Here is a 23857-nt window from a genome sequence, read left to right as displayed (position 1 = left end):
CTGGGGAAGGGGCGGCGGTCAACGGGAGCACGGGACGGTGGGCGGGCGCACGGCGCCGCTTGCCGCCGCCATGCCCGCCGCATCGCAACCAGTCGTGTTCCAGGCCGGTCTCCGGGCTCGCGGGCCGATGGCGGACCATCGCACCAGGCGCCTTCCCATGCCTGCGCACAGTGGCGTATTGCCTGGCTTCCACGCTTACCGTTGCGGGGGCAGCGCCGGGCTGGCAGCAGGAAGGACCTGTTGCGTCACCGGCTTCCCGTTTCAACCTGCCGGCTTGCGCCGCAGGTCACCTGAAAGTGCGCGCAGTGTAGAGCAAAGCCTGGCCGCCGGCGCAGTGCCGGGCGGGGGCGATGTGGCGTGAGCGGTTAGAATGCGCCTCGCTTTATGACGTGGTTCCCATGAAACAGACGTGGTTGCAGTACCTATGATCCTGGATCTGATCCGGCATGCCGCCACCGGCCGCGACGACCACCTGGATGGGCGTACCGATCCACCGCTGGACGGAGACGGCAGCGACCTGATCTGCGCGCGCTACGCGCACCTGCAATGGGAACGCGTGCTGAGCTCGCCCCGCGCGCGGGCACGGGTCACGGCCGATGCGCTGGCGCTGCCGCGCGGGCTGGAGGTGATCGCCGACGAGGAATGGGAGGAACTGGATTTCGGCGATTGGGACGGTCAGCCGCTGGACGCGCTGCCGATGCAGGCGTTGCAGGCGTTCCACCTGGACCCGCATGCCAACCCGCCGCCGCACGGCGAAAGCTGGGGGCATTTCGAGCGCCGCATTGCGCGTGCGCTGCACCGGCTGCTGGACGAGCCCGAGCCGGTGCCGACCCTGGTGGTCAGCCATGGCGGGCCGCTGCGCATGGTGCTGTCGCAGGTGTGCGGCCTGCCGATGGCGATGTGCTGGGCGCTGCGGATCGACCATGGGACGCGCGTGCGACTGCGCGTGGAGCGCGAAGACGGTGAACTGTGGGGAGAGCTCCTCGAGCTGCAGCAGGCGGTGTAGAGCCACGCCCTGCGTGGCTGCGCGCGGTGCCGGGTTCATGCAGCCACGCAGGGCGTGGCTCTACGTCCGGTCTTCGTTGTCCGATTCGAACGGGGCTTCGTCGCCGTCGTCTTCGCTGACCACCGTGCGGTCATACACCGGCCCCGACGCTGGCGGCGCTTTCTTCAGCGGTTTGTCGGCGATGATCGCTTCATACTCGGCGACCAGTTCGGTGCGGCGTGCTTCAGGCAGTTCCTGCCAGTGGCAGTCCTGCAGCGCACCTTCCAGCGAGTACAGCAGGTTGAGGCTGGGCTTGAAGCCGGCACGGCGTACCTTCACGAACGCGCCCACCGCACCGGCGGCGGTCAGGTCTTCGGCGGTGCGCAGGCCGACCTGGCGCAGCCAGGCGGCGCTCTTGGGGCCGATGTTGCGCAGCTTGGTGCTCATCCCAGTGCCTCGACGAACACCGCCGCGATCGCTTCCAGGCCGGCCTGGTCGTCGGCATCGAAGCGGGCCGGCACCGGGCTGTCCAGGTCGAACACGCCGATCAGCGTGTCGCCCTTGACCAGCGGCACCACCAGTTCCGAACGCGAGGCCGAATCGCAGGCGATGTGGCCGGGGAAGGCGTCCACGTCCTCGATGCGCTGGGTGGCGCGCTGCGAGGCGGCCGCACCGCACACACCCTTGTCCAGCGGAATGCGCACGCAGGCTGGCAGGCCCTGGAACGGCCCCACCACCAGTTCGGTGCCGTCGAAGAAGTAGAAGCCCACCCAGTTCAGCTGCGGCAGGGCGTGGTAGACCAGCGCCGACAGGTTGGCCGCATTGGCGATGCGGTCGCGTTCACCGTGCACCAGGGCGCGGGCCTGGGCCAGCAGCTGGCCGTACTGTTCCGGCTTGCTGCCGGTGAGCGTGGAAGTATCGAACATGGCCGCAGTCTAGCAAGGGCGGCCGGCAGCCGGACTGCCCGGCGGCGGAACGCTGATAATGACCGCCCCTGTTCATCGGTCTGGCCATGTCGTCCCCTGCCTCCCCTGCTGCCTTCTACGTCACCGGTACCGATACCGGTATCGGCAAGACCTTCAGCAGCTGCGCCCTGCTGCACGCGCTGCGCCAGCGCGGCCATCGCGCGGTGGGCATGAAGCCGGTGGCCAGCGGCTGCGCGCTGACCGCCGACGGCCTGCGCAATGAAGACGCCACCGCGCTGCTGGCGGCCAGCGACCCCAGCCCGGCCTATGCCGACCTCAACCCCTATGCGTTGCCGCTGCCGCTGGCCCCGGAACTGGCGGCCGCCGCTGCGGGGGTGACGCTTTCGCTGGCCCCGATCGAAGCGGCCTTCGCACGCCTGCGCGCGCAGGCCGACACGGTGGTGGTGGAAGGCGTGGGTGGCTGGCTGGCGCCGTTGTCGACCACGCTGGACCAGGCCCACCTGGTGCACGCGTTGCAGCTGCCGGTGGTGATGGTGGTGGGCCTGCGGCTGGGCTGCCTCAACCATGCACGGCTGACCGCGCAGGCGATCGCCGCCAGTGGCGCGACCTGCATCGGCTGGATCGCCAACGAGGTGGACCCGCAGATGGAACGCATCGACGACAACCTCGCGCTGCTGCGCGCGCGCCTGCCGCTGCCGTTCTGGGGGCGACTGCCGTATGCACCGGGCGCCGATCCCGCGCAGCTGGCCAGGCACCTGCTGGGCTGAGCGTCAGCCGCGCGCCTGCACCAGCAGCGCGGTGGCCAGCCGGCCGACGCTGGAAATGGCCGCCACGTAGCGCGCGTCCAGGTCCTGGCAGCACGACAGCCGCAGGCAGTGCCGGTAGCGTGCGCCGCGCGAATACACCTGGCCGGGCATGAACACCACGCCTTCTGCGAGCGCCTGTTCGAACAGCACACCGGTATCCACGCCCGCCGGCAGTTCGATCCACAGCAGGAAGCCGCCGCTGGGCTGGGTGGCGCGCGTGCCCGGCGGGAAGTGCTGGGCCACCAGTGCACGGACGCGGCCGACCTGTTCGCGGTACAGCCGGCGCAGGCCACGCAGGTGATGTTCGTAGCTGCCGGCTTCGAGGAACGCGCCGACCGCTTCGCCGAGCAGCTGCGATTCGGCGCCGGTGGACTGGAATTTCAGCAGCTGGATGTCGGCGGTGAAGCGCCCGCCATCGAGCCAGCCGATCCGGTAATCGGGCGCCAGGGTCTTGGAAAAGCCGTTGACCACGATCACCCAGCCGTCCTCATCGAACGCCTTCAGCAGCGGTGCCAGCGGTTCCTGGTACTGCAGCTCGGCGTACACCGCATCTTCGATCAACGGCACCTGGTACTGGTTCACCAGCGCGGCCAGGCGCTGCTTGGCCGCCACCGGCATGGTGCAGCCCAGCGGGTTGTGCACGCTGGGCATGGCCACGATCGCGGCCAGCGTGCCCTGCTGCAGCTGCGCTTCCACGGCATCCACGTCGAGCCCCTCGCGCGGGTCGGTGGGCAGTTCGATCGCTTTCAGGCCGAGGTTGCCCAGCAGTGGGTAGAGGTTGAAGTACGACGGCGCTTCGATGCCGACCGCATCACCCGGCTGCGTAACGGCACGCAGCGCCAGCTGCAGCGCTTCCATCGCGCCATGGGTGAGCACCAGCCGCTCCAACGTGGTGTGCAGGCCGAGCCGCGGGCCGCGCCGCACGATCTGTTCCAGCAGCCGTCGCGCGCTGTTGGGGCGCGCATAGGTGCGCACCATGGCCGGGGTGCGGCGCAGCACCTGGGCGGTGGCGCGGGCCAGCCGCGCGGCGGGGTAGAAGCGCTCACCACGCGGCCCGGCGAAGGCCAGGTCGACGATACCCGGCTGCCGCTGGGCATCCAGCACCCGGGCCATCATCAGCTGCTGGGTCTGGGTGGTGGCCAGCGACGGCACCTGGCGCAGTGAACGGGTGGGTTCGGGCAGGCGCGCGCTGACGATGAAGCCGGCCTTGGGCCGGGGCATGACCAGCCCGGCGTCTTCCAGCTGCCGGTAGGCGGCAATCACCGTGTTCAGGCTGAGCTGGCGCTGCGCCGCCAGCCCGCGCAGGGAAGGCAGGCGCGCACCGGCCGGCAGGCGGCCGGTGTGGATGGCGTCGGCCATTTCGTCGGCCAGGAACTGGTAGAGGTTGGCGGCCATGGGATCTGTAACCATGAGGGTCGCCGGTATCGTGCCCTGTACCCGGATGTCCTGCAAGACGGATCGGAACGGCCATACCGCTCACCGCGCCGACAACGTCGAGACCAGTCGCGGCTTCTCGCGGTACAGCTGCGGGTACATCCGCTGCAGCGCTGCCACTTTGGGCTGGTCGTTGATGCGGATGTACAGCGACTCTGGATGCAGCGTCAGGTAATTCTGGTGGTAGCCCTCGGCGGCAACGAACGGCTTGCCGCCATCGACCGTGGTCACCACCGGCGCGGCATACGCGCGCGCTTTCTGCAGCTGCGCGATGTAGGCGCGGGTGGCATCACGCTGCGTGGCGTCGTCGGCAAACACCGCCGAACGGTACTGCGTGCCCCTGTCCGGGCCCTGGCGGTTGAGCTGGGTGGGATCGTGCGCCACCGAGAAGAACACCTGCATCAGTTGGCCGTAGCTCACCTGGCTGGGGTCGTAGGTGACCTGCACCGCTTCGGCATGCCTGGTACCGCCACCGCTCACGCGCGAATACGTGGCATCGGCCGGTTGCCCGCCGATGTAGCCGGACACCGCGTTTTCCACACCCTTGACGTGCTGGAACACGCCCTGCACGCCCCAGAAGCAGCCACCGGCGAACACCACCTGTGCACGCTTGCCGGGCAGCGTGGGATCGGCTGGGCCGGCCGGTGCGGGCACCGCGACCACCGCTTCGGCCGGCGCCGCATGTGCCGGGCGGTCCAGGCTTACCACGGCGCTGATCGTCAGCGCGGCGATGGCGGCGGCAATGCCGCCGGCCACCAGTTTGTCGAGGGAAACTCGCATGGGTGCCTCCTGGTTCAACCAAAGGTGAAGGCGTAGGCGTGCACGCCCGGGTCGAGGAACTCGATCTCGAAGGTGCGCTCGCCCACATCGCCGGACTGGCGGATCAGCTGGTACAGGCGGTGCTCGCTGACCGTGCCGCTGCCATCGGCGCCGACATCGCCACCGGCAGATGCACCGGGCGCCTGGCCATCGATCCGCACACGGAACCGCACCGGCTTCCCATCTGCGCCCGGTGCCAGCACCAGGTGCAGGTCGCGGGCATGGAAACGGAAGGCGATCCGGCCGCCGGCGCGTTGCAGCTGCGCGTCTTCGTCGCCCACCGTCCAGCGCCCGGCCAGCGCCCACTGGTTCAACGCGAACGCAGCCGGCAGCGTGTAATCGGCGGAGGCATCGCGGCGCTGACCGCCCGGCGAGGCGAAGTTCTCCGCGCGTGAATGGCCGAGGTAGGTTTCCGGCGACTTGAGGTTGGACATGTCGGCCTGCAGTTCCACCCCAGCGCGTGGCGCGGTGCCCGCCATCGCCATGGCCTGTGCCGGTTCGTCAGGCAATGTCGCACCGGCTTCGCGCAGCAGCTGGCGGATGATCTGTTCGGACTGCGCGTAGTTGCCTTCGCCGAAGTGATGGGCGCGGATGCGCCCCTGTGCGTCGATGAAGTAATGCGCGGGCCAATAGCGGTTGTTGAAGCCACGCCAGATCGCGAACTCATTGTCGATCGCCACCGGGTAGTCGATCTTCAGTTCCTTCACCGCGCGCTGCACGTTGCCCTGGTTGCGCTCGAAGGCGAACTCCGGCGCATGCACGCCGATCACCACCAGACCCTGGTCGCGGTAACGCTGTTCCCACTCGCGCACGTAGGGCAGGGCGCGCAGGCAATTGATGCAGGAGTAGGTCCAGAAATCGACCAGCACCACCTTGCCGCGCAGGCCCTCGGCGGTCAGCGGCGGGCTGTTGAGCCAGCCGGTGGCACCTTCGAGCGACGGCAACGTGCCTTCAACCGGCAGCTCCGCACCGGCCGGGGCGTCGGCAGCGCGCATCATCATCGCCGGGCCCGCGTCGGGCGCCTGGCCGGGCAGGGCATCGAGCAGGCCCTGTTCCAGCCGCGCGGTGCTGACCGACGACAGCCGGGTGAGCACGCCAGTGTCCCAACCCATCGCAATGGCCACCACCGCCAGCAGTGCGGCCACGCCGAGTGCGCGGCGGATCCATTCGCCCGCACCGAGGCGGCGCTTGAGCGCAGTGAACACGCGTCCGCCGATCCAGATCGCCAGCGCCAGCGAGGTCGCCGCGCCCAGCGCATAGGCCAGCAGCAGCCCGCTGGTGCCCACGCTGGCACCCTGCAGCGCCGCGCCGGTCAGGATCAGGCCAAGGATCGGCCCGGCGCACGGCGCCCACAACAGGCCGGTGGCCACGCCGATCAACAGCGCGGTGCCCACGCCGCCGCGACCGGCATCGGAGGCCGCGTCGGCCGATGCGCTCAGCCGGGCCCCCAGGCGATGGAACGGCGACAACAACCGATCGGCCAGCGCCGGCCACAGCAGCGCCAGCGCGAACAGCGCCATCACCACCAGCGCGATCCAGCGCCCGATCTGGTTGGCCTGCGCCACCCACTGGCTGCCCACCGCGGCCAGGCTGGCCACCACCGCGAACATCAGCGCCATGCCGACCAGCAGCGGCAGGCCACTGCGCAGGAATGGACGGTCCGAGCGCGCGAACACGAACGGCAGCACCGGCAGGATGCACGGGCTGAGGATGGTCAAAACGCCGCCCAGGTAGGCAAGTACAAGCAGGAACATGGAGCATCCTTGGTAGCGCCGGCCGTTGGCCGGCAACGTAAAAATCAAGCCGCGACGAATTGCATCGCCACGCCGTTCATGCAGTAACGCAGCCCGGTAGGCCGCGGTCCGTCATCGAACACATGGCCCAGGTGCCCGCCACAGCGCCGGCAGTGCGCTTCCACGCGCAGCATGCCCAGCGTGGTGTCGCGGTCCTCGCCCACGGCGTCATGCAACGGTGCCCAGAAGCTGGGCCAGCCAGTGCCGCTGTCGAACTTGGTGGACGAGGAGAACAACGGCAGCGCGCACCCGGCACAGGTGAACGTGCCGCGCCGGTGTTCCTTGTTGAGCGGGCTGCTGAAGGGGCGCTCGGTGCCCTGCCGGCGCAGCACGGCGTACTGCGCCGGGCTGAGCTGCTCGCGCCACTGCGCATCGGTGCGCATGACCTCGAAGCGGCGCGTCGGTGCCGGCGCGGCCGGCGCCGAACCACTGCAGGCGGTCAGCCCGAACAGGCCGGCCGCGGCGCCGATGGCGCCCATGCCGAGCAGTCTGCGGCGGGTACAACGCATGGCGATCTCCCGGTCTGGAAACGATGGGGCCATGCTGCGCCCGGGCCGATCAACGAATCCTCACGCAGGGTTAAATTTTCCGTGACACATTCAGGTCCGGATCTGGCCACAATGCGTTCACCTTCCTGCTGCCCGTCACCGTGCCAATGAGCAGTGCCAAGCGCGTCCTGATCGTCGAAGACGACGTCCACATCGCCAACCTGCTGCGCATGCACCTGCGCGACGAGGGCTATGAGGTCACCCACGCCGCCACCGGCGACGAGGGCCTGGCCCTGCTGGAGGCGCAGCCGTGGAGCGCGCTGGTGCTGGACCTGATGCTGCCCGGCGTGGACGGTCTGGAAATCTGCCGCCGCGCGCGCGGCATGGCGCGCTACACCCCGATCATCATCACCAGCGCACGCGCCAGCGAAGTGCACCGCATCCTGGGCCTGGAACTGGGCGCGGACGATTACCTGGCCAAACCGTTCTCGATGCTGGAGCTGGTGGCGCGGGTCAAGGCGCTGCTGCGCCGGGTGGAGGCGATGGCGCAGAACGCGCGCATCGATGCTGGTGAACTGGCCGTGGCCGGGTTGCGCATCGACCCGGTGGCGCGCACCGCACAGGTCGAAGGGCGCGCGCTGGAACTGACCCCGCGCGAATTCGACCTGCTGTACTTCTTCGCCCGCCACCCCGGCCAGGTGTATTCGCGCATGGACCTGCTCAACCAGGTCTGGGGCTACCAGCACGATGGCTACGAGCACACGGTGAATACCCACATCAACCGGCTGCGCAACAAGATCGAGCGCGACCCGGCCTCGCCACAGCGCATCCAGACCGTATGGGGCCGCGGCTACAAGCTTGTCGATGGCAGCGAAGGCGCAGCGGCATGATCCGGTTGTCGTTGTCGCAGCGGTTGTCGGTGGCGTTCTTCGCGTTGTTGCTGGTGTGTTGCGGCGCGCTGATGGCGATCCAGATGCGCAGCACCACCCTGCACGAGCAGGAAACCGTGCAGCGGCTGTCGCGCGGGCTGGCCGAGCACATCGCGCGCAGCGGCGAACTGATGGATGGCAGCGGCATGCGCACCGGTGAGGTGCGCGCGCTGTTCGGCAAGCTGATGGCGGTCAACCCCAGCGTGGAGGTGTACCTGCTCGACGACCAGGGCCGCATCCTTGGCCACGACGCGCCCACCGGCCATTTGAAGCGCGACCGCGTGGACCTGGCGCCGGTGCAGGCACTGCTGCGCGATGACCCGCTGCCGATCCTCGGCGATGACCCGCGCAGCAGCACTGGGCGCAAGGTGTTCAACGCGGCTCCGCTGTTCGTGCAGGGGCGCCAGGCCGGCTACATCTACGTGGTGCTGGTGGGCGAGCAGCGCGAGGCGCTGGCGGCCAACATCGCGGCCAATGCCACGCTGCGCACCACGCTGTGGTCGCTGGCGATCGTGGCCGGCATCGGCCTGCTGGCCGGTGCGGTGGCGTTCCGCTGGGTGACCCGGCCGCTGCGCCAGCTGACCCGGCGCGTGCAGGCGTTCGACGTGGATGCCGCAGCGCCGGCGCAGGCGTTGCCGCCCACGCCGCTGCGCAGCGGCGAGCGCGACGAGCTGGCGATCCTGCAGCACAGCTTCGGGCACATGGGCCAGCGCCTGGGCGAGCAATGGCAGCAGCTGCGCCAGCAGGACCTGCAGCGGCGCGAGCTGGTGGCCAACATTTCCCACGACCTGCGCACACCGCTGTCGTCGCTGCATGGCTACCTGGAAACACTGGCGTTGAAGGACGCCACGCTCAGCGCCGAAGAACGCCAGCGCTACCTGGGCATCGCGCTGTCGCAGAGCCACAAGGTGGGCAGGCTTGCCCAGGCGCTGTTCGAGTTGGCGCGGCTGGAGCACGGCGGGGTGGTGCTGGACCGCCAGGCGTTCTCGCTGCCGGACCTGGTGCAGGACGTATTCCAGAAATTCGAGCTGGCCGCGCAGGCGCGGCGACAGACGCTGGCGGCGGACATTCCGCCCGGCCTGCCGGGGGTGGACGCGGACCTGGCGCTGATCGAGCGGGTGCTGACCAACCTGCTGGACAACGCGATCCGGCACACCCCCGAAGGCGGCCGCATCACGGTGACGCTGCAGGCCGCGCAGGGTGAGGTACAGGTCAGCGTGGCCGACACCGGCCCGGGCATTCCGGCGGCGCGGCGCGAGGACCTGTTCCACACGGCACCGGCGTTCGGCAGCCAGCGGCCGGACAGTGGCGGGCTGGGGCTGTTGATCGTGCATCGCATCCTGCAGCTGCACCAACGCCAGATCCAACTGCTGGACAGCCGCGAGGGCGCGTTGTTCGTGTTCTCGCTGCCGAGTGCATGGGGGTCTGCCGGGAATGTATCCGGAGCCCAAGGTTGATTGATCCAGATCCCAATGGGCCCGTAACGGTTCCGGGCCCATGGTTGGTTAATCCCGATCCCAATGGGCACGCAACAATTCGTAGCCCCGGCCGTTGGCCGGACACCGCGCGCAGCGCGGCCCAAGCGTCCGAAGCCGGTTGCGTATTGCTCGCGGCCATCATCCCGACGTTTACACGTTCCGAAGAAGCCGTCAGGCGTTCATGGCGCCTGATACACGGTTTCGTTCTGGGTTGACGCCTGGATGCAGTGCCGCGGCGACGGCATACCGTGCTCCGGATGCTTGGGCCGCGCTGCGCGCGGTGTCCGGCCAACGGCCGGGGCTACGAATTGTTACGTAATGTCCGTAGATTGGGATCAACCCACCACAGGCCCCGCACATCCGGAGGTTTCATGCGCGCACTCGTCTGCTTGACCCTGCTGCTGTCCGTCACCCCGTCTGCATTCGCCCAATCCTGCCCGGACACTTCAGCGCTGGAACCGGCACGCGCGGTGGTACGCGACCTGCAACGGATCACCACACCGAACGGCATCCAGGAACAGTACGCCACCCCGATTGGCGGGGTGGAACAGTGGCTGACCATCCGCGGAGAGGACCGGACCAACCCGGTGATCCTGTTCGTGCACGGCGGCCCGGCCAGCCCGGTGACGCCCAGCCTGTGGCAGTTCCAGCGGCCGCTGGAGGAATACTTCACGGTGGTGGACTGGGACCAGCGCGGCGCGGGCAAGACCTACGCCGAAGCGTCGCCGGAGGCCATCGCGCCGACGCTGACCATCGAACGCTACGTGGATGATGCCATCGAAGTGGCCGAGCACCTGCGCACGCACCTGGGCCAGCGCAAGGTGATCCTGATGGCGCACAGCTGGGGCACGATCGTGGCGATGCAGGCGGCGCTGAAGCGGCCGGACCTGTTCCACGCGTACGTGGGGATCGGGCAGATCATCAACCAGGTGGAGAACGAGAAGATCAGCTTCGATTACGGCTTGGCGCAGGCAAAGGCACACGGCAATGCCAAGGCCGTGGCCGAGCTGGAGGCCATCGCACCGTACCCGGGCAACACGCCGATCACGCGCGAGCGGATCATCACCGCGCGCACGTGGCCGCAGTACTACGGCGGGCTGACGGCGTACCGCGATGACTCGAAGTACTACTTCGGCGCGGCCAAGCTGTCGCCGGACTACACGGATGCGGACCGCTGCAACATCGACAAGGGCAGTGTGCTGTCGCTTGGGCCGTTGCTGCCGCAGATGCTGAAGGTGGATTTCAACCCGGTCACCCGCTTCCCGATCCCGGTGGTGATGTTCATGGGCCGCCATGACTACACCACGCCCACCGCACCGACCGAGCGCTGGTTGAACCACGTGCAGGCACCGTTCAAGCAGGGCGTATGGTTCGAACACTCGGCGCACATGGTGCCGTGGGAAGAGCCCGGAAAAACGCTGTTGAGCCTGGTCCAGATCGTGCGCCCGCTGGCGCGGTAACCATCGCGACCATGCATCCAAATGCGCTGGTTGATTGATCCAGATCCCAATGGGCCCATGGTTGATTGATCCGGATCAATCAAACCCCCAAAAAAAAGACCCGACAGAGGGAGGGTTCTGTCGGGTCTTGGGATTGCGTGGGGGGAGGGACCCACGCAAATTCTGCTTGATGCAATGCAGCATACGCCGATCGTGATGCATTGCAACAATAAATTGCCGAAACGGTCCGGATTCAATGAAAACCGTTCAGGAACAACCGGTTGGGTCTAAAACTCAGCCCCGGTAGCGGCACCCGGAGGTGCAGGTCTCGTGCACCGTGACCTCGCTCAGCGCCGGCAGGGTGGGCTTGAGCTCGTTCCAGATCCAGATCGCCAGGCGTTCGCTGGTCGGGTTCTCCAGCCCCGGGATGTCGTTGAGGTAATGATGGTCCAGGCGGTCATGGATCGGCCGGAAGGCCGCTTTGACGTCGCCGAAATCCATGATCCAGCCGGTGTGTTCGCCCGGCTCGCCCTCGACCTTCAGTTCCACCCGGAACGAGTGGCCGTGCAGGCGCGCGCACTTGTGGCCCGGCGGCACGTTGGGCAGGCGGTGGGCCGCTTCGAGGGTAAAGACTTTGAAGATTTCCATGCGCGCATTGTAAGGCCTGTACCGCAACGCATTGGACCACCGGCTGGAATGGTTGCAACCAAAAACATATCCATCCGGATGAAGAGATGTTACTTTTCGTTATATCCGCATGAAGCGATGTTATTGGCTCGTTAAGCCCTTGGCATGGACTACTGCGGAACTCGTCGTCCACCACCCCCATTGAGTTCATGCCCAAGCACACCCTTCTTGTGGCGGCCCTTTCCGCCGCTCTGGCTACGCCTTTGTCCGCGTTTGCCCTCGACTCCGCCGTTGGTACCGATGCCAGCCCCGACCCCTCCGCCAGTGGCGAGAGCACCACCCTTGCCGCAGTGCGCGTCACCGGCTCCAACATCAAGCGCACCGACACCGAGACGGCCAACCCGGTGCAGGTGATCGGCCGCCAGGAGATCGAAGCGACCGGCAAGGCCACCGTCGCCGACCTGCTGCGCTCGATCTCGGCCAACACCGGCAACGCCAACAACGAAACCACCAACAACGGCTGGGCCTCGGGTTCGGCCGGCATCGGCCTGCGTGGCCTGTCGCAGAAGAACACCCTGGTGCTGCTCAACGGCCGTCGCCTGGCCAACTACGGTTTCCCGGCCGGCGGGTTGTCCGACACCTTCGTCAACCTCAACGCGCTGCCGATGGTCGCCGTGGAGCGCATCGAAGTGCTCAAGGACGGCGCCTCGGCCGTGTACGGCTCGGATGCGGTGGCCGGCGTGGTCAACATCATCACCCGGCAGAACTTCCAGGGGGCCGAACTGGGCGGCAGCGTCGGCACCGCCGACCAGGGCGGCCTGGACGAGCAGAACCTGAAGTTCATCGGCGGCATCGGCGACCTGGAGGCCGACGGCTACAACATCCTGGTCAGCCTGGAAGGCTACAACCGCGAGCGCCTGGACCAGGACCAGCGCGACCTCACCCAATCCGGCATCTACACCGACAAGCCCGGCGGCCGCTGGAACGGCTGGTCGGCCAAGGGCGCGCGCTTCCTGGTCGACGGCACCTCGGTGCCCATGCTCGACGCCAACGGGCAGTGCCCGGAAAACACCACACTGGTGCCCAGCGCGCCGATCGACGGCCTGGCCGGCGACACCTGCGGCTACAACCTGGCGCCGTACACCACGCTGATTCCCTCGACCAAGCGCTACCAGGCCTACGTCAACGGCACCTTCAAGGTGAACGACAACGTGGAAGCGTTCGGCGAAGTGATCTACAGCGAGATCAAGGGCGTGTCGTGGTTCGGCAGCAGCCCGTTCTTCACCCTGGAAAGCGGCCGCTTCGCGCTCAACGCCGATACCGGCCTGGCCGAGCCGGTGTCGTCCAACCTGCCGGCGAGCAGCCCGTTCAACCCGTACGGCCGCGCCATCCCGATCGAGTACACCTTCTTCAACCTCGGCCCGACCTTCAAGACCAACCGCTCCACCGCCTACCGCGGCGTGTTCGGCCTGCGCGGCAGCCTGCAGGACTGGGATTGGGAAGTGGGCGCGTTCGGCGCACGCAGCAGCGAGCGCGAAACCGTCTCCGGCGGCTTTGCCAACCGCTGGACCCTGGCCGATGCACTGGCCACCGGCAGCTACAACCTTCTCGATCCGTCGGCCACCCCGCAGTCGGTGATCGATGGCATCAACCTGAGCACCCTGCGCCCGGCCGAGTCCGTACTGCAGGGCGTGGACGCCAAGATCTCCGGCGGGCTGGGCAGCACCTGGGCCGGCCCGATCGGCTTCGCCGCCGGCCTGGAATGGCGCCGCGAAAAGCTGGATTCGGAAAACCCGTGGCAGATCGACGCGGGCCTGCAGATCCGCCCGGCCATCGCCGAAGTGCATGGCGAGCGCAAGGTCACTGCCGCCTACGCCGAAGTGAACGTGCCGCTGGCCGAGCGCCTGGAACTGCAGGCCGCCGCGCGTGCCGACCACTACAGCGATTTCGGCGATGCCTTCTCGCCCAAGTTGAGCCTGCGCTGGCAGCCGTTCGACATCCTGCTGGTGCGTGCCGCGGCATCGAAGGGTTTCCGTGCGCCGTCGCTGTCGGAGAACTCCAACAGCACCAGCATCGCCTACGGCAGCGTGATCGACCCGCGCGATCCGGACGTGCCCGGTTCGCGCCAGAACCCGACCTTCTTCACCGTCGGCAACAGCGACCTGAAGCCCGAGCGCACCAGGAGCTACAACCTGGGCCTGGTGCTGTCGCCGTGGTCCAACACCAGCCTGAGCGTGGATTACTACCGCATCGAACTGGAGAACCTGGTCGGCACCAACAACACCCAGACCCTGGTCACCGACGATGTGCCCGGTGCGGTCACCCGTGATGAGCGCGGCAAGCTGCTGGCGGTGTTCAACCGCTACCAGAATCTGAGCGAGCTCAAGACCTCCGGCTTCGACGTGGAACTGCGCCAGCGCTTCCCGACCGAAGCGGCGGGCGACTTCTCGCTGTCCACCGCGTTCACCCACGTGCGCGATTACCGCCGCCCCACCGTGGTGGGTGGCCCGCTGGTGGATTACGCCGGCAGCAACCTGAGCGCCACCCTGCCCAGGAACAAGGCCACCACCACGCTGGACTGGACCTACGCCGATTTCCGCACCGCGCTGACCTGGTACTACACCAGCGGCTACGACCAGAAGGCCAGTGCCGCAGCGGCGGCGGTGCAGGATCGGGTGGATGCCTACAGCCAGTTCGATCTGTACCTGGCCTACACCGGGCTGGAGAAGCTGACCCTGTACGCGAAGATCCAGAACCTGGCCGATGAGGAACCGCCCTACGACGCCTCGTTCCCCGGCATCCGCGCGCCGTACGACTTCAGCCAGTACGACCTGCGCGGCCGCTACTTCACCGTAGGCTTCGATTATCGCTTCTAAGAGGGGAGTTGCTGTGTCCTTGTTCCATGGTTTGTCGCGTCCCATCACCTGGCTGGTGGGTTCGCTGTGGCTGTTGGCCGCGCCGGCGTTCGCGCAGAGCGCTTACTTCTTCCCGCAGGGCGGTGATTTTGATCCGGCCATTCCTACCCCGCAGCAGTTCCTGGGCTACGAGATCGGCAGCCGTTACACCCGGCATGACCAGCTGGTGGCCTACTTCAACGAGCTGGCCAAACACTCGGACAAGATCAAGGTCGAGCAGATCGGCACCAGCTACGAAGGCCGCCCGCTGCTGATCGCCACGGTCACCTCGGCGCAGAACCAGCAGCAGCTGGAAACGCTGCGCCGCCAGCACGTGACCCTGGCCGACCCGGCGCAGCCGCTGTCGGCGGCCGGCAACAGCCCGGTGGTGGTGTGGCTGGGCTACAGCGTGCACGGCAATGAAACCTCCAGTGGCGAAGCCGCGCTGCTCACCGCCTATTACCTGGTGGCCAACCGCAATGCCGACACGGCCAGGTGGCTGCAGCAGGCCGTGGTGCTGTTCGACCCGGCGCAGAACCCGGACGGGCGCGACCGTGCCGCCAGCTGGCACAACGCGTATGCATCGTCGCCTGCATCGGCCGACCCGGCCGACAAAGAGCATGTGGAGCCGTTCCCGCAGGGGCGCACCAACCACTACTTCACCGACCTCAACCGCGACTGGCTGGCGCTCACCCAGCAGGACACACGGCCGAAGATCGCGTACTTCCACCAGTGGTACCCCAACGTCCAGATCGATTTCCACGAGATGGGCAAGGACAGCACCTACTATTTCGAGCCCTCACCGGCGAGCATGCACAGCCCGCTGCTGCCGGCCTCGTCGTACGAGTTCAACAAGACCCTGGCCAGGTACCACGCGCAGGCGCTGGATGCGCTGGGCTCGCTGTACTACACCGGTGAAAACTTCGACAACTTCTCGCCGGTGTACGGCTCGACCTACCCGGACTTCCACGGCGCGGTCGGCGTCACGGTGGAGCAGGCCAGCTCGCGCGGGCGCGTGCAGGAATCGGTCAACGGCCTGCTCACCTTCCCCTTCACCATCCGCAACCAGGTCGCCACCGGCCTGGGCACCGTGCGCGGCGCGGTCACCGAGCGCGATGGGCTGCTGAAACTGCAGAAGGAATTCTTCCAGTCCGCGCTGAAGCAGGCCAACCAGCAGCCGGTGAAGGCGTTCGTGTTCGGCGATGCCAAGGACCCGGGCCTGACCCGACGCCTGCTCGACCTGCTGCTGCAGCACCAGATCACCGTGCAGGCATTGAATGCGGCAGTAACCGTGGACGGCCAGCGTTTCGAGCCGGGCAGTGCCTACGTGGTGCCCACCGCGCAGGCGCAGTTCCGCCTGGTCCATTCAATCTTCGCCGAGACCCCGCCGATCAAGGGTGATGTGTTCTACGGCAGCACCTCCTATGCGATCGCACCGGCCTACGGCGTGGCCTTCGCCGGCAGCCGCAGCCGTGTGGACGGCGGCGCGCGCATCGCCACCCTGCCGGCCACGCGCGGCGGGGTGAGCGGTGGCCAGGCCGGCTACGCCTACGTGTTCGACTGGCGCGATTACAACGCCAGCCGCGCGCTGTATGCATTGCAGGCCAAGGGCGTGCTGACCCGCGCCGCGTTCCAGCCGTTCACTGCGGCCACTGCGTCGGGCGAACAGGCGTTCGCGCGCGGCAGCGTGGTGATTCCGGTCGCCGGGCAGACGCTTGCCGGCGAGGCGCTGCTCGCTGCCGTCGATGAAGCCGCGCGCAGCAGTGGCGTGCAGGTGCATGCGTTGGCCAGCGGGCAGAGCCGCAGCGGCATCGACCTGGGCAGCGACAGCGTCAGATCGCTGCGCAGGCCGGCGGTGGCGCTGGTGATGGGCGAGGGCGTGAGCGCCACCGAGATCGGTTCGGCGTGGTTCCTGCTCGACCAGCAGGTGCAGCTGCCGGCCAGCAAGCTGGACCCAGCGCAGCTGGGCAAGGTCAATCTGGACCGCTACACCACCATCGTGCTGTCCGGTGGCACCTACACCGGCGTGGATGCTGCGGCGGTGGCCGCGCTCAAGCGCTGGATCAACGCCGGCGGTTCGCTGGTGACCTACGGCAGCGCGGCCAGATGGGCGATCGAGCAGAAGCTCAGTGACGAGGTGTTGGGCGCGGAAGAGAAGGAACCCGACAGCGCCCGCCGTGCGTTCGGCGACCAGCGCGACATCGCCGCCATCGAGCGGGTCAGCGGCAACATCCTCAGTGCCGATGTGGATACCAGCCACCCGCTGGGCTTCGGCCTGCCGCGCACCCAGCTGGCCATCAACAAGGAAAACGGGATCAGCTTCAAGCCCAGCCGCAATCCGTTCTCCACCGTGGTGCGCATCGATGAAACGCCGCAGGTGAACGGCTACCTGTCCGAGACCAACCGCAGCCGCGTGGCCGGCGCCGCCTGGCTGCTGGTATCGCCGCAGGGGCAGGGCAACGTGGTGCTGTTCGCCGACGACCCGGCGCACCGCAAGTATTGGCACGGCACCGAGCGGTTGCTGTTGAACGCAGTGTTCTTCGGCAACCTGTTGAACCCGACCAAGCCCAGAGGGTGACGTATCGTAGAGCCACGCCCTGCGTGGCTTCGCGGTGCCCGGCGAAGAGCAGCCACGCAGGGCGTGGCTCTACGTGCCAAGGCAAACAGGCAACAAAAAAGGGCGACGCAATGCGTCGCCCTTTCTGCATTCCCGGTAGCGCCACCCGTAATCCGTGCGAACGGATCAGCTGGGACGACCGCCGCCGCCACCCTGGCCACGGCCACCACCACCACGGCGCTGGCCCTGCGGCGCACCGCCGCGCGGGGCACCGTTGCCGGCGCCACGACCTGCACCGCGGGCGGCGCCGTCACGCTGGCCGCCACCGGTCTTGGCACCGGCGTGGGCGTGGCGCGGCGCATCGCCGTGCGGACGACGCGCGTGCGAGTTCCTGCGCGGCGCACGATCGCCGCCCGGTACTTCAGCCTTGCCCGGCGCGCTGTTGCCCCAGCGGATCGGGGTCTGCGGCTCGAAGCCCGGCACGTCGCGGATGTCCATGTCCTTGTCCAGCAGGCGCACGATCTGGCGCAGCAGCTTGGCTTCGTCCTGGGCCACCAGCGAGATCGCCTGGCCGGTGGAGCCGTTGCGGCCGGTGCGGCCGATGCGGTGCACGTAATCTTCCGGCACCATCGGCAGGTCGTAGTTGATGACCTTCGGCAGTTCGTTGATGTCGATACCGCGCGCGGCGATGTCGGTGGCCACCAGCACGGTCACGCGGCCGGCCTTGAAGTCGCCCAGCGCACGCAGGCGCTGGCCCTGGCTCTTGTTGCCGTGGATCGCCGCGGTCTTGATGCCGGACTTCTCCAGGAACGTGGCCAGCTTGTCGCAGCCGTGCTTGGTACGGCCGAACACCAGGGTCTGCTCGCGGCTGTCCTGGGCCAGCAGGTGCAGCAGCAGGTCACGCTTGCGCGGGCCGTCAACCGGGTGCACGCAGTGTTTGATGGATTCAGCGACGGTGTTCTTCGGGGTCACCTGGATCTGCGCCGGATCGCGCATGAATTCCAGGGCCAGCTGTTTGATGCTCTCTTCGAAGGTCGCCGAGAACAGCAGGGTCTGGCGGTTCTGGCGCGGCAGCTTGGCCAGGATCTTCTTGATCGACGGCAGGAAGCCCATGTCGAGCATGCGGTCGGCTTCGTCCAGCACCAGGATCTCGATACCCGACAGGTCGACGCTGCGACGCTCCAGGTGGTCGATCAGGCGGCCCGGGCAGGCCACCAGCAGGTCCACGCCACGGCGCAGCACGTCGAACTGGTTGCCCATGCCCACGCCGCCGTAGATGCAGGCGCTGGGAATGCGCAGGTACTTGCTGTAGCCGCGCAGGCTGTCATGCACCTGCGTGGCCAGCTCGCGGGTCGGCGCCAGCACCAGCGCACGCGGCTTGCGCGGGCCATTCACGGCCTGCGGGTTGGTGCCCAGGTGCTGCAGCAGCGGCAGGCCGAACGCGGCGGTCTTGCCGGTACCGGTCTGCGCGCCGGCCAGCAGGTCGCGGCCTTCCAGGGCCAGCGGGATCGCCTGCTCCTGGATCGGGGTCGGGTTTTCATAGCCCTGCTCGGACAACGCGCGCAGCAGGAACGGGGCCAGGCCCAGGTTTTCAAAAGACATCGGGTGGAAGCTCCAAAGACAAAGTAACGCCAGGCCGAATGGCCGGACGCGAGGCAGATCGTTGTGATCGGCTGACTCGGAGCGTTCCCGTGAACCGCGCTGCGAGAATTGGGTGCAGCCCACGCGGTGCGCAGACTGGAATGCATGACGAATGGCGTCGGAGTGGGGGCGGGCGAGGGACGGTAATCCCGGTCGCCGGCGATCCCGAAGGGAAACGGACGGCCGCTGCAGACAATGGGATTGTAGCGGAACTGCGGCGCCCATACCAAATCCCCCGTTCAGCTTCGTAGAGCCACGCCCGGCGTGGCTGCGCGCCAATTCGGGGTCATGAACGTCTGATGCGTGGCTTCGGTCGTTGCTGAACGTCGGAAGGGAAGGCGGCATCTTCTGGTTTGGCGGCTCCGGACGATTGGGCCGCGCTGCGCGCGGTCTCCACGCAGGGCGTGGATCTACGCGGCCTTGGCACGAGCGCGGGGATAATCCGGCGCAGCATCAACCGGACGGTGACAGAGTACGGCGGCCTTCTGGATCGTTTATCGTGGTTTCGTGCCGCATCGCAGCTTTGGCGGTACCGCGTATTTGGTTACACTCGAAACCTATTTTCTGCGATTCCCGGATACCCACCCATGAAGCTTGGTTCTTTGAAGGAAGGCGGCCGCGACGGCACCCTGATCGTGGTTTCGCGCGACCTGCGCCATGGCGTGCGCGCCACCGGGATCGCCGCCACGCTGCAGCAGGCGCTGGAAGACTGGAGCCACCTGGCGCCGCGCCTGAACGCCCTGTCCGAATCGCTCAATGACGGCAGCGCCGATGGCGTGTTCGATATCGACCTGCAGGCGCTGGCCGCACCGCTGCCGCGCGCCTATGAATTCGTCGATGGCAGCGCCTACCTGCCGCACGTCGAGCGCGTGCGCCGCGCCCGTGGCGCCGAAGTGCCCGAAAGCTTCTACACCGATCCGTTGATGTACCAGGCCACCAGCGCCGGCTTCCATGGCCCGCGCGATGCGGTGAAGGTGATCAGCGAAGAGTACGGCATCGACCTGGAAGCCGAGCTGGTGGTGATCACCGATGACGTGCCGATGGCGGTCACCCCGGAACAGGCAGCGGGGCACATCCAGCTGGTCGGTCTGGTCAATGACGTCTCGCTGCGCAACCTGATCCCGGGCGAGCTGGCCAAGGGCTTCGGTTTCCTGCAGTCCAAGCCGCGCTCGGCGCTGTCGCCGGTGTTCGTCACCCCCGACGAGCTGGGCGAGGCCTGGCAGGACAGCAAGGTGCACCTGCCGCTGGTCACCCACGTCAACGGCGCCTGGTTCGGCGCGCCGGAAGCCGGCGTGGACATGCAGTTCAACTTCGCCCAGCTGGTCGCGCATGCGGCCAGGACCCGCCCGCTGGGCGCCGGTGCCATCGTCGGCTCGGGCACCATCGCCAACGAGGACACCAGCAAGGGTGCGTCCTGCTTTGCCGAACAGCGCACCGTGGAAACCCTGCGCGACGGCAAGCCGAGCACGCCGTTCATGTCCTTCGGCGACGTGGTCCGCATTGAAATGTTCGACGCCGCCGGCGACAGCATCTTCGGTGCCATCGAACAGCGCATCGAACCGGCGGCACGGCCCTGAACACCTCGGCTGATCGCATCGAGCTGTTCAGCTACTGGCGCTCCAGCGCGGCCTACCGCGTGCGCATCGGCCTGAACCTCAAGGGCCTGGAGCACCAGATCACCCCGGTGCACCTGGTCCGCGACGGCGGCCAGCAGCACAGCGAGGGCTATGCCGCGCTCAATCCGCAGGAGCTGGTGCCCACGTTGTGCCACGGCGAACGGGTGCTGCACCAGTCGATGGCGATCCTGGAATACCTCGATGAGGTGTTCCCGGAGCCGCCGATGCTGCCCGACGATGCCGCGGGCCGTGCCCGCGTGCGCGCACTGGCGCAGCTGGTGGCGTGCGACCTGCACCCGCTCAACAACCTGCGGGTGATGCAGTTCTTCAGCGATACCTGGCACGTGCCGCAACCCGAGCGCGACGACTGGACCCGGCACTGGATGCGGGTCGGCTTCGATGCGATGGAACGGCTGCTGGTCGAGTCGGTGGACACCGGGCGCTTCTGCCACGGCGACACCCCGACCCTGGCCGACTGCTGCCTGGTGCCGCAGTTGTTCAACGCCCGCCGTTTCAATGTGGATCTGAGCCCGTACCCGACCCTGGTGCGGATCGACGAGGCCTGCCTGGCATTGCCGGCGTTCGACGCGGCGCGGCCGGAAAACCAGGTGGATTGCGCGGGGTGATGGGCGGCTTCGGCGCCGTTAAACGTCGGGTGGTTGGCCGCGACGGGTAACCGTACCGCGTTCGGACACTTGTGCCGCGCTGCGCGCGGTTTCCGGCCAACGGCCGGGGCTACGAATTGTTACGGGCCCATTGGGATCCGGATCAATCAACCGAAGGCCGTGAACCGGTAGCGCCGGCCGTTGGCCGGCCCAGGCGGTCCCTGTCGGCAGGGACTGGCCGGACACCGGCCAACCCCATCGAAGCTGCCGTCAGAACCCGTGCGTGATCGCTGCCGGGGTCGCCGCCGAATAATCCGCGTACGGATCATGCTCGCCGCTGCCGCCTTCGGACAGGCGGAACTTCAGGGCCAGGCCATCGCGGGAATCGGCCGCGCGCAGCGCTTCCTCCTGCTCGATGATGCCGCCCTTGGCCATGCGGAACAGGCACTGGTCGAAACTTTCCATGCCTTCTTCCAGCGAGGCTTCCATCGCCGGTTTGATCTCGTGCACCTGGCCGCGGCGCAGCAGGTCGCGGATCATCGGCGTGTTGATCAACACCTCGGTGGCCGGCAGGCGGCGCCCGTCCTGGCCCTTGACCAGGCGCTGGGAAATCACCGCGCGCAGGTTCAGCGAGAGGTTCATCAGCACGTTGCGGTGCGCACTCTCGGGGAAGAAGTTGAGGATGCGCTCGATGGTCTGGTCGGCGTTGTTGGAGTGCAGCGTGGCCAGGCACAGGTGACCGGTTTCGGCGAAGGCGATGGCCGCTTCCATGGTTTCCGAATCCAGGATTTCGCCGATCAGGATCACGTCCGGCGCTTCACGCATCGCGTTCTTCAGCGCGTTGTGGAAGGCGTGGGTATCCAGCCCGACCTCGCGCTGGTTGACGATGGACATCTTGTGCTTGTGCAGGTACTCGATCGGGTCCTCGATGGTGAGGATGTGCCCGGTGGTGGTGCTGTTGCGGTGGTCGATCATCGACGCCAGCGAGGTCGATTTGCCCGAACCGGTCGAGCCCACCACCAGCACCAGCCCGCGCGGGGTCATGATGACGTCCTTCAGGACCTGGGGCAGGTTGAGCTCTTCAATGGTGGGAATCTTGCTGCGGATGGCGCGGATCACCATGCCGACCTCACCGCGCTGCTTGAACACGTTGACGCGGAACCGCCCCGCGTCAGGCAGGGCGATGGCCATGTTGAGCTCAAGGTCGCGCTCGAACTGGGGCACCTGGCCCTCGTCCATCAGCGAGTAGGCGATTTTCTTGACCATCCCGGGCGGCAGCCCGGTATTGCCCAACGGGTACAGCTTGCCCTCGATCTTGATGTACACCGGGGCTCCGGTGGTCAAGAACATGTCCGAAGCGTTCTTTTCGGTCATCAGCTTCAGGAAATAGCCGATATCCATGCGAAATGTTTCCCCAACAATCAGCCGCGTGCCATTGCAAGCACGCCGCAGGCTTCCGACAATGGCCGCGCACCTTCTTCTGGCGAACGGCACCCCCAATGAATCCTAGCTTCGCACAATTACGACGTACTCTGTATGTGATGGCGTGCGCATTCGCGCTCTCTGGGGCCGCCCAGGCGCAGGATGGCGCCCTGGAACTGATGCAGGCCCGGCAGGCCGTGGACAAGGCCACCCAGGCCGACGCCGACCAGTACGCCCCGGACCTGATCGCCGTGGCCCGCCAGGGCCTGGAGCAGGCCCAGCGCGCCGCCGGCGACCGCCGCGAGCGCAAGAACGCCCCGGCCCTGGCCGTGCGCGCCACCGCCGACGCCGACCTGGCCCGTGCCCGCAGCGAGGAGGCCACCGCCACCGCCCAGCTGCAGCTGCGCCGCAACGAGGTGACCCAGCTTGAACGCCAGCTTGCCGCCGGGGAGGACCGCCGATGAAGGCCGCCGCCCTGCGCATGTCGCCCCTGCTGCTCGCCGTTGGCCTGGCCCTGTCGCCACTGGCCGGTGCCGCCGAAGACCCGGCCGTGGCCCAGCTCACCCAGCGCCTGATGGCGATCCAGGCCAATCCGGACGCCTCCGAACTGGCCGCCTATGAGCGCCTGCAGGCCCAGCAGGCCATCGCCGCGCTGGCCAATGCCAAGCGCCGCGACCTCGACCAGGCCCGCTACCTGGCCGACCGTCGGGTGGAAATCGCCGAAACCAGCGTGCGCGCGGCCCTGGCCAAGCGCGAAGTGGCCCAGCTCGAGCGCACCCGCAGCGACCTGCTGATCGAAGCCAGCCGCCGTGATGCCCAGCGTGCCCGCCAGGAAAGCGAACGCCTGCGCGTGCAGGCGCAGATCCAGGCCGAAGAGTCCGAGCGCCTGCGCCTGGCGGCCGAGACTGAAGCGCTGGCCCGCCAGGATGCCGAAACCGCGCTCACCACCGTGGCCGGCAAGCAGACTGCCCGGCTCAGCGCGGCCCAGCAGAGCGCTGCCAAGCTGGCCCGCGAAGAGGCCGAGCTGGTCTCGGGCAACAAGCTGCCGGGCTCGAAGTTCGACAGCCGCGGCGAGGTGTTCACCTTTGCCGGCGATGCCTTTGCCAGCGGCAAGGGCGCGCTCTCGGGCGGCGCCCAGGGCCAGGCCAAGGCGCTGGCCGAGTACCTGAACATCGGCAAGAAGGGCCGGGTCCGGATCGAGGCCTATGACGCCGCCGCCGGGGTAGGGCAGCAGCGTGCCCAAGCCCTGCGCGATGCCCTGGTCGGCGCTGGCGTCAGCGCCAGCCGCCTGCAGGTCAGCGGCAAGAAGGCGGCGGCGACCAAGGCCCGTTCGGCCGAGGTCATCATCGCGCCCTAACCCTCTGTTTTTGTTTAATTTTCGTTGTACTGCGCGTTCAG

20 protein-coding genes and 1 riboswitch are annotated in these 23857 nt (G+C 67.8%); of the genes, 11 read left to right on the top strand and 9 right to left on the bottom strand.

Features of this window, described 5'->3' with window-relative positions:
• Positions 1-85: 85 nt before the first annotated feature.
• A riboswitch (cobalamin riboswitch) is annotated at positions 86-309 on the bottom strand.
• A 115-nt stretch (positions 310-424) separates the two neighbouring features.
• Positions 425-1006, top strand: a complete 582-nt coding sequence (locus WIX41_RS06705) for a histidine phosphatase family protein (protein WP_409187463.1) — start codon at positions 425-427, stop codon at positions 1004-1006.
• A 60-nt stretch (positions 1007-1066) separates the two neighbouring features.
• Here WIX41_RS06705 and WIX41_RS06700 read toward each other — a convergent pair whose 3' ends face one another.
• Positions 1067-1432 (bottom strand): TfoX/Sxy family protein, encoded by a 366-nt coding sequence (locus tag WIX41_RS06700; protein ID WP_339446322.1) that lies wholly within the window; start codon positions 1430-1432, stop codon positions 1067-1069.
• The gene (locus WIX41_RS06695; protein WP_339446321.1) at positions 1429-1911 is read right to left on the bottom strand and encodes a GAF domain-containing protein; all 483 of its coding nucleotides are present in this window, start codon (positions 1909-1911) and stop codon (positions 1429-1431) included. Before WIX41_RS06695 ends, WIX41_RS06700 begins: the two co-directional genes overlap by 4 nt.
• An 86-nt stretch (positions 1912-1997) precedes the next feature.
• Between WIX41_RS06695 and bioD the strand changes: the two genes are divergently transcribed.
• A complete protein-coding gene (gene bioD, locus WIX41_RS06690) occupies positions 1998-2678 on the top strand; it encodes a dethiobiotin synthase (RefSeq protein WP_339446320.1) in 681 nt (226 codons plus the stop codon).
• Positions 2679-2681: 3 nt separating this feature from the next.
• On the opposite strand, the gene WIX41_RS06685 is transcribed toward bioD, so the two are convergent.
• From WIX41_RS06685 to msrB, 4 genes are all read right to left on the bottom strand, one after another.
• Positions 2682-4127 carry a PLP-dependent aminotransferase family protein gene (locus WIX41_RS06685; RefSeq protein ID WP_409187339.1) on the bottom strand — a complete coding sequence of 482 codons (1446 nt, stop codon included), beginning with the start codon at positions 4125-4127 and terminating at the stop codon, positions 2682-2684.
• A 66-nt stretch (positions 4128-4193) separates the two neighbouring features.
• The gene (gene msrA / locus WIX41_RS06680) at positions 4194-4931 is read right to left on the bottom strand and encodes a peptide-methionine (S)-S-oxide reductase MsrA (protein ID WP_339446318.1); all 738 of its coding nucleotides are present in this window, start codon (positions 4929-4931) and stop codon (positions 4194-4196) included.
• Positions 4932-4945: 14 nt separating this feature from the next.
• Positions 4946-6724 carry a cytochrome c biogenesis protein DipZ gene (locus WIX41_RS06675; protein ID WP_339446317.1) on the bottom strand — a complete coding sequence of 593 codons (1779 nt, stop codon included), beginning with the start codon at positions 6722-6724 and terminating at the stop codon, positions 4946-4948.
• 44 nt (positions 6725-6768) lie between these two features.
• Positions 6769-7272, bottom strand: coding sequence for a peptide-methionine (R)-S-oxide reductase MsrB (gene msrB / locus WIX41_RS06670; protein ID WP_339446316.1), 504 nt, complete (start codon positions 7270-7272; stop codon positions 6769-6771).
• Between the two features lie 146 nt (positions 7273-7418).
• Between msrB and WIX41_RS06665 the strand changes: the two genes are divergently transcribed.
• The 3 genes from WIX41_RS06665 (at position 7419) to WIX41_RS06655 (ending at position 11118) form a co-directional block, all read left to right on the top strand.
• Positions 7419-8141 (top strand): response regulator transcription factor, encoded by a 723-nt coding sequence (locus WIX41_RS06665; RefSeq protein ID WP_184124568.1) that lies wholly within the window; start codon positions 7419-7421, stop codon positions 8139-8141.
• Positions 8138-9637, top strand: a complete 1500-nt coding sequence (locus tag WIX41_RS06660; protein ID WP_339446315.1) for a sensor histidine kinase — start codon at positions 8138-8140, stop codon at positions 9635-9637. Before WIX41_RS06665 ends, WIX41_RS06660 begins: the two co-directional genes overlap by 4 nt.
• A gap of 392 nt (positions 9638-10029) precedes the next feature.
• A complete protein-coding gene (locus WIX41_RS06655) occupies positions 10030-11118 on the top strand; it encodes an alpha/beta fold hydrolase (RefSeq protein WP_339446314.1) in 1089 nt (362 codons plus the stop codon).
• Between the two features lie 273 nt (positions 11119-11391).
• Here the strand turns inward: WIX41_RS06655 and queD are convergent, their stop codons facing one another.
• A complete protein-coding gene (queD, locus tag WIX41_RS06650; RefSeq protein WP_339446313.1) occupies positions 11392-11745 on the bottom strand; it encodes a 6-carboxytetrahydropterin synthase QueD in 354 nt (117 codons plus the stop codon).
• Positions 11746-11933: 188 nt separating this feature from the next.
• Here queD and WIX41_RS06645 point away from each other — a divergent pair, with 188 nt between their 5' ends.
• Entirely contained in the window at positions 11934-14600 is a 2667-nt protein-coding gene (locus WIX41_RS06645) for a TonB-dependent receptor plug domain-containing protein (RefSeq protein ID WP_409187338.1), read from the top strand.
• Positions 14601-14631: 31 nt separating this feature from the next.
• Complete coding sequence (locus tag WIX41_RS06640; protein WP_339446311.1) at positions 14632-17196, top strand: M14 family zinc carboxypeptidase; 2565 nt, start codon at positions 14632-14634, stop codon at positions 17194-17196.
• Between the two features lie 165 nt (positions 17197-17361).
• On the opposite strand, the gene WIX41_RS06635 is transcribed toward WIX41_RS06640, so the two are convergent.
• The gene (locus WIX41_RS06635) at positions 17362-18777 is read right to left on the bottom strand and encodes a DEAD/DEAH box helicase (RefSeq protein ID WP_339446310.1); all 1416 of its coding nucleotides are present in this window, start codon (positions 18775-18777) and stop codon (positions 17362-17364) included.
• 626 nt (positions 18778-19403) lie between these two features.
• Here WIX41_RS06635 and WIX41_RS06630 point away from each other — a divergent pair.
• Complete coding sequence (locus WIX41_RS06630; RefSeq protein WP_339446309.1) at positions 19404-20393, top strand: fumarylacetoacetate hydrolase family protein; 990 nt, start codon at positions 19404-19406, stop codon at positions 20391-20393.
• A complete protein-coding gene (gene maiA / locus WIX41_RS06625) occupies positions 20390-21058 on the top strand; it encodes a maleylacetoacetate isomerase (protein ID WP_409187462.1) in 669 nt (222 codons plus the stop codon). The genes WIX41_RS06630 and maiA overlap by 4 nt, the downstream gene beginning before the upstream one ends.
• 249 nt (positions 21059-21307) lie before the next feature.
• Here the strand turns inward: maiA and WIX41_RS06620 are convergent, their stop codons facing one another.
• Complete coding sequence (locus WIX41_RS06620) at positions 21308-22438, bottom strand: PilT/PilU family type 4a pilus ATPase (RefSeq protein WP_339446308.1); 1131 nt, start codon at positions 22436-22438, stop codon at positions 21308-21310.
• Between the two features lie 98 nt (positions 22439-22536).
• Here WIX41_RS06620 and WIX41_RS06615 point away from each other — a divergent pair, with 98 nt between their 5' ends.
• Positions 22537-22923: a DUF4398 domain-containing protein gene (locus WIX41_RS06615; protein WP_409187337.1), complete on the top strand. Its 387-nt coding sequence runs from the start codon at positions 22537-22539 to the stop codon at positions 22921-22923.
• The gene (locus WIX41_RS06610) at positions 22920-23816 is read left to right on the top strand and encodes a hypothetical protein (RefSeq protein ID WP_339446306.1); all 897 of its coding nucleotides are present in this window, start codon (positions 22920-22922) and stop codon (positions 23814-23816) included. Before WIX41_RS06615 ends, WIX41_RS06610 begins: the two co-directional genes overlap by 4 nt.
• Positions 23817-23857: the final 41 nt, after the last annotated feature.

Origin of the sequence: Stenotrophomonas sp. AB1(2024) (assembly GCF_037482345.1) — a bacterium.
GTDB lineage: Bacteria > Pseudomonadota > Gammaproteobacteria > Xanthomonadales > Xanthomonadaceae > Stenotrophomonas.
Note: the sequence above shows the minus strand (reverse complement) of the source record. Positions and strands in the feature narration are given on the sequence as shown.